11 protein-coding genes and 1 tRNA gene are annotated in these 11,652 nt (G+C 64.3%); 11 read left to right on the top strand and 1 reads right to left on the bottom strand.

Annotated elements, in window-relative coordinates; translation table 11 throughout:
* The first annotated feature begins 16 nt into the window (after window positions 1–16).
* A tRNA-Met gene (locus HNR51_RS24110) sits at window positions 17–93 on the top strand.
* Between the two features lie 149 nt (window positions 94–242).
* Here the strand turns inward: HNR51_RS24110 and HNR51_RS24105 are convergent.
* Window positions 243–2,387 carry a helicase-related protein gene (locus HNR51_RS24105; RefSeq protein WP_182556622.1) on the bottom strand — a complete coding sequence of 715 codons (2,145 nt, stop codon included), beginning with the start codon at window positions 2,385–2,387 and terminating at the stop codon, window positions 243–245.
* 1,566 nt (window positions 2,388–3,953) lie between these two features.
* Here HNR51_RS24105 and HNR51_RS24100 point away from each other — a divergent pair.
* The 10 genes from HNR51_RS24100 to HNR51_RS24055 all read left to right on the top strand — a co-directional run bounded on the left by HNR51_RS24100 (window position 3,954) and on the right by HNR51_RS24055 (window position 11,298).
* Entirely contained in the window at window positions 3,954–5,342 is a 1,389-nt protein-coding gene (locus HNR51_RS24100; protein ID WP_182556621.1) for a site-specific integrase, read from the top strand.
* Window positions 5,343–5,366: 24 nt separating this feature from the next.
* Window positions 5,367–5,552, top strand: a complete 186-nt coding sequence (locus HNR51_RS24095) for a hypothetical protein (protein WP_182556620.1) — start codon at window positions 5,367–5,369, stop codon at window positions 5,550–5,552.
* Between the two features lie 574 nt (window positions 5,553–6,126).
* Complete coding sequence (locus HNR51_RS24090; RefSeq protein ID WP_182556619.1) at window positions 6,127–6,363, top strand: hypothetical protein; 237 nt, start codon at window positions 6,127–6,129, stop codon at window positions 6,361–6,363.
* Between the two features lie 255 nt (window positions 6,364–6,618).
* Window positions 6,619–7,026: a hypothetical protein gene (locus HNR51_RS24085; RefSeq protein ID WP_182556618.1), complete on the top strand. Its 408-nt coding sequence runs from the start codon at window positions 6,619–6,621 to the stop codon at window positions 7,024–7,026.
* Window positions 7,027–7,210: 184 nt separating this feature from the next.
* Window positions 7,211–7,474 (top strand): hypothetical protein, encoded by a 264-nt coding sequence (locus tag HNR51_RS24080; protein WP_182556617.1) that lies wholly within the window; start codon window positions 7,211–7,213, stop codon window positions 7,472–7,474.
* A gap of 607 nt (window positions 7,475–8,081) precedes the next feature.
* Window positions 8,082–8,774 carry a recombinase family protein gene (locus tag HNR51_RS24075; RefSeq protein WP_182556616.1) on the top strand — a complete coding sequence of 231 codons (693 nt, stop codon included), beginning with the start codon at window positions 8,082–8,084 and terminating at the stop codon, window positions 8,772–8,774.
* Between the two features lie 315 nt (window positions 8,775–9,089).
* On the top strand, window positions 9,090–9,371 hold the full coding sequence (locus tag HNR51_RS24070) for a hypothetical protein (protein WP_182556615.1): 282 nt from the start codon (window positions 9,090–9,092) through the stop codon (window positions 9,369–9,371).
* Between the two features lie 187 nt (window positions 9,372–9,558).
* The gene (locus tag HNR51_RS24065; protein ID WP_182556614.1) at window positions 9,559–9,951 is read left to right on the top strand and encodes a hypothetical protein; all 393 of its coding nucleotides are present in this window, start codon (window positions 9,559–9,561) and stop codon (window positions 9,949–9,951) included.
* Window positions 9,944–10,342, top strand: coding sequence for a hypothetical protein (locus tag HNR51_RS24060; RefSeq protein ID WP_182556613.1), 399 nt, complete (start codon window positions 9,944–9,946; stop codon window positions 10,340–10,342). The genes HNR51_RS24065 and HNR51_RS24060 overlap by 8 nt, the downstream gene beginning before the upstream one ends.
* A complete protein-coding gene (locus tag HNR51_RS24055; RefSeq protein WP_182556612.1) occupies window positions 10,342–11,298 on the top strand; it encodes a hypothetical protein in 957 nt (318 codons plus the stop codon). Before HNR51_RS24060 ends, HNR51_RS24055 begins: the two co-directional genes overlap by 1 nt.
* Window positions 11,299–11,652: the final 354 nt, after the last annotated feature.

The following is an 11,652-nucleotide window of genomic DNA, read 5'->3' as shown; positions in this document are numbered from 1 at the left end:
ACGATCAGCGCCTCGGCGCGGGGTGGAGCAGCCCGGTAGCTCGTCAGGCTCATAACCTGAAGGTCGCTGGTTCAAATCCAGCCCCCGCAACCAACTCATAAACACACACCCACATGCAGCCCGCCGACCCAAAAGGTCCGCGGGCTTTTTGCTGTCCCGCGTCCCGGCCCCGCGCAACGAGCCGGACGCACCCCGAGAGGGGAGGGGGCCTTGAGACGCTCCTTCCAGGCGGCCCAAACCCGTCACCGCGCGCCGATCGCGTGCCGGCTCCGACGCTCGGCCTTGCGGGCCGCCGTCTGCCGCAGGTGATGCTCGATCGCGTCATTGGCACGGCCGCGCATGTGCCGGATCGCCTCGACATCGTCGAACGTCTCGGGGAAACGCCGCGACAGCCACAGATAGGCGCTGGCCAGCTTCACCGTCCGTTCCTGATAGTCGAGTTCTCCCGCGAGGCTGGCGCGCAGAGCCGGGACCGCGCCGCCGGCCGCCCGCACCTGGCTCCAGCGTTCCAGCATGCCCATCGCGATCTCGTCGCGCCGGTCGATCGGGCAGACCGAGAAGACGAACTTTTCCTCGATCGGGAGACGGGCGCGGTCGATGGTGCGCGCGATCTCTAAAACCTCTTCCAGGGCCGAAGGCTGGAACGGCGAGCCGGCGTAGAAGGTGGCCCGCGCGAAATGCGTCATCACCTCGTGCAGGCTCGGCGTCCGCATCTCTTCGGCCACGGAGCGGATCGCGGTGAGATCCGGGCGCACGTAGAAGCGCGTGTCGGCGGCCGGTGCCGTGGGCGCGCCGGCCAGGGCGGCCCTGATCGGCTCGATGGCCGTCGGCTCGGTGGCAGCCACGTAGCCGACTTCGTGATGTCCGTAGCGTCCGGCCCGCCCGGCGATCTGCCGGATCTCGGAATTGGTCAGTGCCCGCTCACCGACACCGTCCCACTTGCGCACGGCCGAGAAGACGATCCGCTTCAAGGGGCCGAGATTGAGCCCCATGCCGATGGCATCCGTCGTGACGAGAATGTCGGCCTCGCCGGAGCGGAACCGGGCGGCCTCGGCGCGGCGAACCTCCGGTGACAGCGCGCCGTAGATGGTCGCCACCCGATGCCCGCGGGCGACGAGGATCTCGCGATTCTCGTGGACCGCCCGGCGGGAGAAGGCCACGACGGCGTCGCCCGGCTCGACCTTCTCCAGGGGGACGGGCTCGTCCAGAAGGATCAGGGGCGACTTCCGCTCGAAGGGAATCACCTCCAGCGACTCGTTGGCCGCCTCGGCGGCGCGGCGGACATAGGACAAGGCGTCGTCGGAGCCGCAGACGATGACGGTTCGTGCCGGGACACCGAACAAAGCGTTGGTCCAGGCCCAGCCCCGGTCGGGATCCGACAGCATCTGGATTTCGTCGATCACGGCGACGTCGATCGGGCGGGTCAGGTCGGCGGTCTCGATCGTTCGGGCCGTGTGGGTCGGATCGGGCTCGCCCAGCACCTCCTCGCCCGTCACCATGCCGGCGCGCAGGCCGCGCTCGCGCAGAGCTTCGTAGTTCTCCAGGGCGAGGAGGCGCAGCGGTGCGAGATAGGCGCCGGTGGGTGCCGCGGTCAGGGCCTGCAGGGCGGCGTAGGTCTTGCCGGAATTCGTCGGCCCCATGTGGAACAGGATGCGGCGGTTCAGTCGACGCGCCGCGCCGAACTTCTCGATATAAGCGCCGAACCCGACCTGATCCCGCAGGCGCCGCAGTCGGGAGCCCTCCCGCGCCACGGCCTTGGCGCGCTGACGCACCGGCGTCAGCACGTCGGTGAGGGCGCGGGCGAGTTTCGGGCCGAAGCCGAACGGGCGGGAGCGCAGGGAGCGGTCCATATGCGCGAGATAGGCCGCCGCGTCGGCGCCCACCTCGCGGAGGTCGGCGAGGATCTGAGCCCGGAGGCGATCGATGGGCTTGCGTAAAGCCCGGATGGTCTCGGCCGTCAGCTCCGCCACCGCGGCGCGCAGATCCTCAAGGCGGCGCGACGGATCGTTCCGCGCGGCCATGCCCGCGAGGATCTCGGCGACCCCCGGATCCGGGGCAACATCGACGCGCAGATCCAGGCGGCCGGCCTCGAGCAGGGGGATCTCGACCCGAACGGTCCAGCCGATGCCCTGATCCTTGCCGACCACGGCCCTGAGGGACGGAACGGCGCGTTTGAGCGCAGGAAGGCCTTCCTCGACGAAGGCACGCGCCGCCCGCATCTCGCGCAGGGCGCGCGTCACGCGCTCGTCCTCCACCGCCGCGCCGAATTCCGGCAATTCGAGATGGATGCGCAGGGCCTCGAAATCGATCTCCTTCGCCGGGAGGCCGAGCCGTCCGACGGCTTCGGTCAGGCTCTCGATCGTGGGGCGCACACGCTTGCGGGCCATGAACTCACTTTCGACAACGTCGTCGGTCCCCGGCGGGGCGCTCCAAGTCTCGATCCAGCGAGAGTGCCTCACAAGCCGTCTCGTCACCAGCCGCTGCACTTCGGGCGCGGGGCGGGCGGCTCGGTTGAGCACCAGCCCGGACGGTGGTGCGGGCAAGTGGACGCAATTGAAGGCCGGGCGCTGGATCGGCATTCCTGCAACCCGTCCGATGTTCAGCCGGTTCGCGACCGGATCCGCATTCCCCTGCGCATGACGTCGATCCTTGCGGGAGGCGGTCCCCGGAACACGGCCCATTGCCCGCCGTGGAGCCTCCGTGTGGAGCGCAATCACTTCGACCCGTTCGGTCCATTAAGCGCGACGTCGCCGGTCCCAGCGGGTCGCTTCGTTGGAAGACCGACCTTGGCCGTTACAGGGCATCAGTCGATCCAGTGCTCGGAACATGAGCATGCAGCGCGCGTTCACTGCGCACTTTTCCGAATAAACGCTCGCCAATAGGGCAATCCGATGCGCGACCTTAAGAAGTCGAACGGCTCTGCGACGCCTGCGAAATGGAAACGGAGCGGGAAAACATCGTCCGCGATGGGCATCGTTGGACTGGCAAAGGCATCATCCGTCACCACGACGAGCCAAGCGCCTCATGGACCGTCATGCGCTCCGACCAAACGCGTTTCTCCATCCAGCGATTTCGAGGGGTTCGGTTCATTTTCGAGCTGAACGCCGCAGTTCGAGGGGCCGGAGCACGGGCCCCTCGGATTCGGGCCGGCACATCGCCGCGGATTGGGCCTGCGCGTCACGCTGGAGACGGGCGCCGGTGAGCATCGGAATCGATCGGGCGTCCCCATCGGCGATTCAATTGCGAAGCCTGCGGGCAGCTTACCCCAATCAGAAACGGCGGCTCATCATCGCCCGGGAAACCGGCCCCTCCGGCGATCGCGTTGCGGCATCCGAGCGAAAAATCCCGCCGCGGCTGAGCCCAGGGGCTGCCTCTGGCGACGGTAACGACTGTCCCCCGCCGTTTCCACTCCCGCCGCCTGCGCTGCTCTGAGGAACGGCCGGCTCGGTTTGATTGGCGTCGTCACCGGCGGTCCGAGTTGCTGGCGATGGTATCGGCGCCTGCCACGCTGCGGAAGGGTGCGGCAGGAGAACGGCCCGTAGGTCTGAGGCCCAGCCTGCGCGAAGCCCGCGTGAACCTACTCCGTGTCGCCAAGACCCTCACGACTGCCGATCGGTGGCGAGCCCGCTCATCGCCGCCCTTCGGGATGTGCGACGCCCCGACATGATCGCCGCGACATGGCCGGGACGCGCGTGACGCCGTATCCGCATGACGAAACGGACGAAGGCAAGAAATCACATCAAGCGAGTAGGAGTACGGGACCAGGCAGAGCCGGAGTGCCCCGAAAACTGACTTTCTTCAGCGACTTATCGCAAAATCTGGCGGAGGGAGCGGGACCATACGCCCAGGCCCACCTAAGTGCCTGACATGCTGTGATCGTTGAGCTTTTTCCGCTTGATTTGGGGGACACATCGGGGGACATCGTGGGGGACACCTCCTCAAGGCCCCGTTCGATGCCCTCGAAGAAGCTCGGCAAGCACCTTGAACAGCACGGCAACCGCATCCGTGTGGTGATCCGTGTTCCGCCCTCGATGGTCGCCCGAGTTGGGCGGACGAAGCTCAAGCAGACCCTACAGACCACCGACCCTCTGGAAGCCGAACGGGAGAAGGTGGACGTGATCAAGCGCCTTCGAGCGATGCTCACGGGAGAGCGGGTGGCGGTCGTGCAGTCCTCCATCGTCGCTGAAGCCCTGGAGGTGAAGCGACTCCGTGATGCCGGCGAGTTGGTGATGGTCGGCGGCGGCAGTGAGGAAGACGAATACGACGCGGAGGAGGACGCCTTCCAGGCTCACGTTGACGACGTTGAAGCTCGGCATGGCGAGGCGACAGCGCAGACCTTCGCCGCCATCGCACTCGGCATCCAGACCCCGCTTCCCGCTCTCCTTGAGCGCATGTTCGCGGAGAAGGCCGATCTCTCCATCGGGTACCGAGACGACATCAAACGGGCTCTAGGGCGCCTGGAGGCGTGGTGCGACCGCACGCGAACGCCGAAGACCGTAGAGGCCATCACCCAGCGGGTGGCCGGTCGGTTCATCCACGACCAGTTCATCGAGCCGCGTGTCTCAATCAAGACCGCCAACAAGGACCTATCCGCGCTCCGCTCCTACTGGCGCTGGCTCGCGAAGCGGCACGGGACGAAGGAGAACCCGTGGCTCCAACAGTCGCTCGAAGCTCCGAAGCAGCGCCGGGAGGAGGGGAGCGCCAAGAAGCGGCCCTTCACGGACGCTGAGGTCCGCATCCTCCTCAATGGCATCCGCACCGAGCGGGAGCGTGAGTTCTCGAAGGTGAGCGCCTTGAGCGGCCTCCGGTTGGAGGAGGTGGCGGGACTACGGGTGCGTGACTGTGCCAACGGGTGCCTGCGGGTTACAGACGCGAAGACGCCGAGCGGCCTCCGCACCATTCCTGCTCACCCTGGTCTGGCCTCGATCATCGCCAAACGGAGCAAGGACAAGGCGCCTGACGCCTACCTCTTCCACGACCTTGAGGAGCAACGGCCGGGCTCCAAGCGCGACCGTTCGGCTCCCGTCAGTCAGGCGTTCACGCGCGAGCGGAGGCGCCTGGGTGTCGATGAGCGCGCCTCGGAGGCGCAGCGTCAGTCCAACGTGGACTTCCACTCCTGGCGCCGCTGGTTCGTCCGCAAGGCCGTGGAGGGACTTGAGCGCGGAGTGAAGGGGTACACGCCTTGGACCATCGCCAACGTAGTTGGGCACAAGGCCGAGGATGGGACGCTCGACGGCGTCAAACTGCCGCTCGGGATGACCATGGGCGTCTACGCGGGGGAAGCTTCGGTGGAGGCAATGCGGGCGTGCGTTGAAGCCGTGTCCCTACCTCCCGTAGATTGAAGGGAGCAGGATCGGGAGGTCGGGTTGGACTGGCTCAAGAACATCACGTTGAACCTGCACGCAGCCGGACCCGCAGCAGTGTTGTGCGTGTACCTGCTTGTAGTCGGCGCGGTCGGCATCTTCGCCAACGGCCCCGCAACTTTCTCAGTTGTGGGGATACTCGCCATGCTCGGCCCCATTCTTATCGGCGCTCTGGCACAACGAATGTAGCTAACGACACATTGGAGGGCGACGGCTCCCTCAGCCTACAACACGGGAGCTTTCACGGTCTCCCTCATCACCTTCAGCCCTGGCATCAGGGGCCTACAGCGCAGCTTCAGGCTCCGTTCCGGCACCTTCTAAGGCTGCCTGTGCCTCCTGACCAAGGATGCCGCCAGACCACTCGGATGGAGCGCCGGCAGCGTCTGTCAGCGGTGTCGCCAGAGCCATCAAGGCACCGTTTGGGGGTACGTGACCGTGCCTGACAAGCCCGGCAGACCCGCGATGATGACGCTGGTCTCGGTAGACGACCCGAGCCATCTCCTATCCACCGCTTGCACGGGTCAGGGAAGATTGTTCCGCCGCTGGTTCGACAGCCGCACGCTTCCCCGAGCGGTGTTGCAATTGAGCATCAAAACTGGCTGTCGTATGAAATTCAGCACGTCCATCATGACATTAGGGCGTCAGCAATAATTGCACCCCAGAGAACAGTTCCACCCCAGATATTCTCTTCAATATTGACCTGCGTAGAATCTGGCTGCTTCATAATACCCCTCCGCAAGTAGCGGGAACGGGAATAAAATCAATGAACATCCAGTGGGGAAAGTGGGGCATCGAGGCCCGGTCACGCAACCTGTTCGCCATCGTCAGTCGAGGCGATCTAGGCGTGAGAGTCGGGCCTTATGGCATGTCCATCATGTGGGGACACATGCCGATTACGGGCGTCTTCGTGGAAGGGTCGAAGCTCAATCGCCACTGGCACTGGGATGAGGTGCGAGCGTGGTTCACCCGGAAGCCGATCGCCCCCTTGGATGCCGTTTGAGGCTGTCCGGCAACGACTTCGGGCGGTGTTGTAATCGAGCACCGCCACACACGAACCGCCACGTGCAAGAAACTTCGCTGAAACCGATAAATATCCGAGTGATTTAGCATGCAAAGCTCGGACGCCGAAAAGTCTGCCGCAATCTTATATCCTCACATTGACGTGCTGCATCTTGGATATAATGTTGCAGGCCAGCATGATCGCTGGATTAGCCCTGCCGTTGACCGTACAGATGGCCGGCAATCGAGAGTAACGATGCACGGCCGCTACCTGCCCCCTTTGCACCTCCGTGAATTCGACGCCGTGGTACTCGCGGAGGTGCTGAGGGATCACCTTGGGCGTTCGAAGAAGGAGATGAACGCGGCTCGTGATCGTGCTGATCGGCGTGGATGGGCACTGGCTCAAGAACGCTGGCTCGCGATCCACTCCATCTGGACCAAGGTTGACGGAGAACTTCGCCTCCTTGGTCCCATGCTGCCCATCGGCCTGGAAAGCCTTGAAGGGGCCATCAGGGTCAGGGCGACAAGAATGCCCCGGTCGGCCGCCAATGCGGACACCCTGCGAGCTGAAGCGGTGGCGCGTCGAGAAGCCGAAGAGGCACGAAAGAGCCGTCTTCAAGAGGAGCGCGAGCGGTGCACACGCACCGACGAGCCTGGAGAGTGAAGCCTATCCGGGCTGTGCGGTAGCGATCGCCAGCGGCCGTGATCCCTTTGTGGCTCCCTGACTGCCCGAACGGTGCTGGCGGGCTTCCTTGATTGGCACCGCACACGCCGAAACGGCAATTACCCGCACACTAGCGAACTCGCATCCATCCCGAGCCTGACCGGCTCACGTCCGAGTCAAATCCATGACCACGACAAACGCACCCGTGACCATCGCAGGAATCGCCCTCGGCGCACCGAACTCCTACGTCGCTCAGATCGACACAGCCAACGAGGCTGAACTCGTCGCCTGCCTCCGCAAGCTCCCGGCAGAGGATTTCATTGCCGGGATGCAAGCGCTGACGAACTACCTGCACACGCTCGACCAGGGCATGGTGGTTGATCGGTACGTCACCGTGCTGGTTGAGATGGCCGGGGGACAGGCCGGTGAGGACGCGGTGAGCATCTGAGCCGACCGGATCGACCAAGTCCTTGTTCCTCTAGACGAAATCACCTCTGGCGGCCAATTACCCGCACCACTAGGGAAGAGTGAAAAAGGTTCATACTTAAGGAGACACCTAACAATGCTCCTTAACGTCTCCCTGAGGTTGTTACCTCTATCATCATAACCCTTAGAGCACCTTGTTCACGTACCTCGTAGAGTAGGTCTATGGTCCTCCTCACCGTCATCGGTGCCCTAGGATCGACCTCCGTGAACTCCATCTCCCTCCGTCACATCCTCATCGGTCTAGGCATCTTGGTCCTGATCGCCGTGGTCAACGGCTTGAATAACACCAGTCCGCATCTGTGGCGGTGAAGGGGGTCGAAATGTTTGTCGAGAATTTCTGAGAGCCCCTCGATCAATTCGAGACGGCCACTTTCCCCCTCGGCCCCTCCTCGCGTGCTACTCTGTGCGCAGCCGCGACGACGCGCGAGCGCCCACCGAGCGGCAACCACGGGCGTGTCTAGGCGCGCGTCACCACGCCGACCGAACGACAGCGGCAGACCTGGCCGCGTCAACCTCTTGCAGAAACGCCTAACGTCGGTTAGGTGATTGTGCATACGAGGTGCTGAACCATGTCCACCCGCATCGCAGTCGCCTACTTCCGTGTCTCCACGAAGCGCCAGGGCCGTAGTGGTCTAGGCCTTGAGGCACAGCGCGAGGCTGTCGAGCGGTTCGCCAGGGATCAGGGATACACGCTCCTCAGCACCTTCACCGAGGTGGAGACAGGCAAGGGCTCCGATGCCCTTGAGGCCCGTCCTCAGCTCGCGGCTGCCATACGTGACGCCAAGCTCCGCAACTGCCCGGTGTTGGTGGCGAAGCTGGATCGTCTCTCCCGAGATGTTCACTTCATCTCAGGCCTGATGCGGACCCGCGTCCCCTTCGTGGTCACCGAGCTTGGACCCGACGCAGACCCGTTTATGCTCCACATCTACGCCGCCCTTGCTGAGAAGGAGGCGAAGGTAATCAGCGAGCGGACGAAGCACGCTCTTGCTGCCGCCAGGGCGAGGGGAACGAAGCTCGGCAACCCGAACGGAGCAGCCCACCTCAAGGGACTGGGGAACGGGAGTGCTGTCGAGGCCCTCAAGGCTGGCGCTATGGAGCGCGCTGAGGGGCTGTCAGGCATCATCGCAGGCATCAAGGCTGAGGGCATCACCTCTGCCAACGGCATCGCAGGCGCGTTGAACGCTCGACACATCGCGACCCCTCGCGGCGGTAAGTGGACCGCTCGCAGCGTCCTCAACGTGATGGGACGCATTGCGGCGTAGGTCGGCCTCTGAGCCAATTACCCGCACCACTAGGAAATCCCAGGCACTCGCTTCAGGTGGGGTGTCTCTAGTTATTTACCGAATGGCCCTTCAAGCGCCTCCAAGAGGCCCCTTGAGGCCACTTCATCTGTTTTCGGATGGCCCTGGTGAACCTGCCGAGAGGCGCTTTTACCGGCTACTTCCCACCACCACACTGACCCTGTTTGCGTGACGCGTATGAGCGTCAGGACAGGCGTGTGCTCATCCAGGCTACCGACCTACCGGGGCCTGCTCCTTGCCGCCCCTTGCGGCGCACCGTCACCAACAATCGAGATCATGAACATCACCGTCAGCCCGGCTGGACGGGGGCGCTTCCACGCGCACCTCGACGGCCGCCTTCTCTGCACATCACTCACACCGTTCTTCTCAGCCGCCCGCGTCCTCAAGGCTGAAGGCGTGCTGCCCCAAGAACCGCTCACCATGACCCACGACGGGTCCACCATGGTGTGCCTGACCTCCACCGTAGGCGAGGCCGCCAACTTCACTGTCGATGAAGGCCGAAACGGCGGACCTACTCTGCGCCCTTACCGACCATCTCCGTTCGCCCGGCCCGAATAGGCCTTTGGCTCTCGCCGGTATCGACCGCCAGCGGCCGTGAAGTCTCCTTTGGTGCTGACCTACCAGATCGCGCCTGACGGACGCCTGTGAGCATACCGAGACACAACCGCACCAATCCAGTCCTGCCAGCCCGTTCCCTCTCCGCGGAACGCTGCTTCTGCATGGGCGCAACCCACCGACCAACATCATGAAATATAATGAATTGACATTCACGTCAGACCCCGATGGGCGACGCGTCGTCGGAGTTCTACTCTCAAACCGTGCCGAGACTGCTTGGCTCTACGTCGAGGATTACGCCAACGTACTCAAGGCGTATCCGCACGCCGTTTGGGGCGTCGTCAACAACGGCACTGGACGCTCCTACGTGCGAGTGAAGGTGCCAGGAAGGGCGCGACGCAATCTCACTGTCGCGCGTCTCATCGCTGGTGACTTCTCCCGTACGGCCGTCCAATTCAAGGACGGCAATTCATTCAATCTCCGCAACACGAACCTGATGCACGTCCCAGGCGGTGGAAAGTGCCGCAAGCGCCTGAAGGGTCGTGCCGCCCTCCGCATCTCGTCGGAGATGGCTCGTGTCTGAGGGAGCAACCATCACGGCTCCCGAGTGCCCCGTTGAGGAGCGCCTACCGCGCGCCGTCACCCGCCTTATCGACCGCGATCAGCACCGCGAGGGGCATCACGTCGCCAACTTCATCGGGGACGCGGAGGTGATGTTGTCCCACGGCGAGTTCTTCGGGCTCACCGAACGGGATTTCCGGCTCCTCCGTCACGTCCTGGCGACCGGCATCAAGCCCGCGAGCAACGATGAGGGCGCCGAAGTCCTCATGAACAACCGGCAGTGGGGGAACTTCGTCGGGATGCGACGCACGTACCTCCGCGCCTACCGCGACCCCTCCAACCTCATGGCGATGCTGAAGACCCGCTTCCGCGTCGCTTCCTCCTCCCAGACCCATTCTAGCGACACCAACTGATGGCCACCGTCCACACCTTCCAAGCCATGTCCGCTCCCGAGGGCAGCACCTCCAACGCCGTCCCCGAGGGCGTCATCCCGCCGTCCATCCGGCATCAGCCGGGCGTGGTGTCCGTCAACGGTGAAGGCCCTGCCGTCACCACTCGCCCCAACGGGCTCAACACGTCCGAATGGCAGTCCGGTAGCGCCGGTATCCTGTCGAGCGCCCGCACGACTGTCGGCGCACCGTCCACGGGCGGCGTGAAAGCCTCTGACATCATCACCCTGCCGAACGGCATGGAGGTGTCTGTCGCCATGGCCGAACAACTCGGCATGGTGCAGATGGACGGCAATGGCCGTTACGTCGAGGTGCAGGGCGGCGTTGATGCCGCGTCCCGTCAGCCAGAGCAGGAAGCCCCGGTTGATGACGCTGAAGGCTTCGCCGACCCGAAGGCCGAAGCGGACCTGATGGAGTTGGCGCAGAACGTCTCACCGTCCCTTCAAGTGGGCGCGGTAGCGGACGTGGTGCGCACCGGAGCCGTGGACCCGCTCACCCTCAACAGAGCGGCAGCGGAGGCAGGTATCGAGCCGGCTCAGATGCAGGCGAAGGTAGACGCCACGATGGCTCAATTCCGCGCCCAAGCGGTCGCAGCCGTTCAGGGTTTCGGCTCTGCCGACCCGGAGGACTTCTTCGAGTGGGCGCAAACCCACACGCCGGACCTCCTCAAGGAAGCGATGCAGCAACACGGCTTGCAACGGTCCACCAAGGGCTACGAACCGATCTACCGCACCTTCATCGGCTCTATGGAGCTTCATGATCCCCAATCGATCCTAGAGGCCGAGTTCGGGGGCGGCATCACGGCACGGCAGGAGCGAGGGACTGTCATCCTCAACATCCCCGGCAAGGGTGAAATTCCCTACGGCGTGGCCGTGAAGTCCGGCCTGATCAAGGTCACCGACATGGGCCGCAGGCGGTAACAGCCCACACTGATCAGGGTCGATCCGTTCGACACTGACCAACTCCTTCAGCGGCTCCCTCACGGCGGCCGTTTTCGTTTCAGCTAGAGAGCTTCACCCATGCAGACCGACCCCCTTGTCTATCCGACCCCAGTCGATGCCGCGATTGACGCCTTGATCCTCGCGGAGATGCCAGACGGCTCCCCGTTATCCGTGTCGGTCAAGGTTGATACCATTCTCGACCACGCAGGGTGCGCACACGCGCCCGACACTCTGCGCCGCCTACTCGCGACGGCCCTTTCCTACCGGCTTCGGCGCTCTCAGCGAAAGCGGAAGCTCAGGGAGTGCGAAGCTGCCTGAGACTGCCGCCACGTG

Source organism: Methylorubrum thiocyanatum (genome assembly GCA_014138645.1).
Taxonomy (GTDB): domain Bacteria; phylum Pseudomonadota; class Alphaproteobacteria; order Rhizobiales; family Beijerinckiaceae; genus Methylobacterium; species Methylobacterium thiocyanatum.
The sequence above is the reverse complement of the archived record's forward strand: the minus strand, read 5'-3'. Positions and strand labels throughout refer to the sequence as shown.

What these genes read in the sequence shown, in the direction of transcription:
- HNR51_RS24070 (WP_182556615.1), top strand. Translation starts at nt 9,090, where the DNA reads ATGAACATCACCGTCAGCCCGGCTGGACGGGGGCGCTTCCACGCGCAC.
- HNR51_RS24065 (WP_182556614.1), top strand. Translation starts at nt 9,559, where the DNA reads ATGAAATATAATGAATTGACATTCACGTCAGACCCCGATGGGCGACGC.
- HNR51_RS24105 (WP_182556622.1), bottom strand. Translation starts at nt 2,387, where the DNA reads ATGGCCCGCAAGCGTGTGCGCCCCACGATCGAGAGCCTGACCGAAGCC.
- HNR51_RS24085 (WP_182556618.1), top strand. Translation starts at nt 6,619, where the DNA reads ATGCACGGCCGCTACCTGCCCCCTTTGCACCTCCGTGAATTCGACGCC.
- HNR51_RS24090 (WP_182556619.1), top strand. Translation starts at nt 6,127, where the DNA reads ATGAACATCCAGTGGGGAAAGTGGGGCATCGAGGCCCGGTCACGCAAC.
- HNR51_RS24055 (WP_182556612.1), top strand. Translation starts at nt 10,342, where the DNA reads ATGGCCACCGTCCACACCTTCCAAGCCATGTCCGCTCCCGAGGGCAGC.
- HNR51_RS24100 (WP_182556621.1), top strand. Translation starts at nt 3,954, where the DNA reads ATGCCCTCGAAGAAGCTCGGCAAGCACCTTGAACAGCACGGCAACCGC.
- HNR51_RS24080 (WP_182556617.1), top strand. Translation starts at nt 7,211, where the DNA reads ATGACCACGACAAACGCACCCGTGACCATCGCAGGAATCGCCCTCGGC.
- HNR51_RS24075 (WP_182556616.1), top strand. Translation starts at nt 8,082, where the DNA reads ATGTCCACCCGCATCGCAGTCGCCTACTTCCGTGTCTCCACGAAGCGC.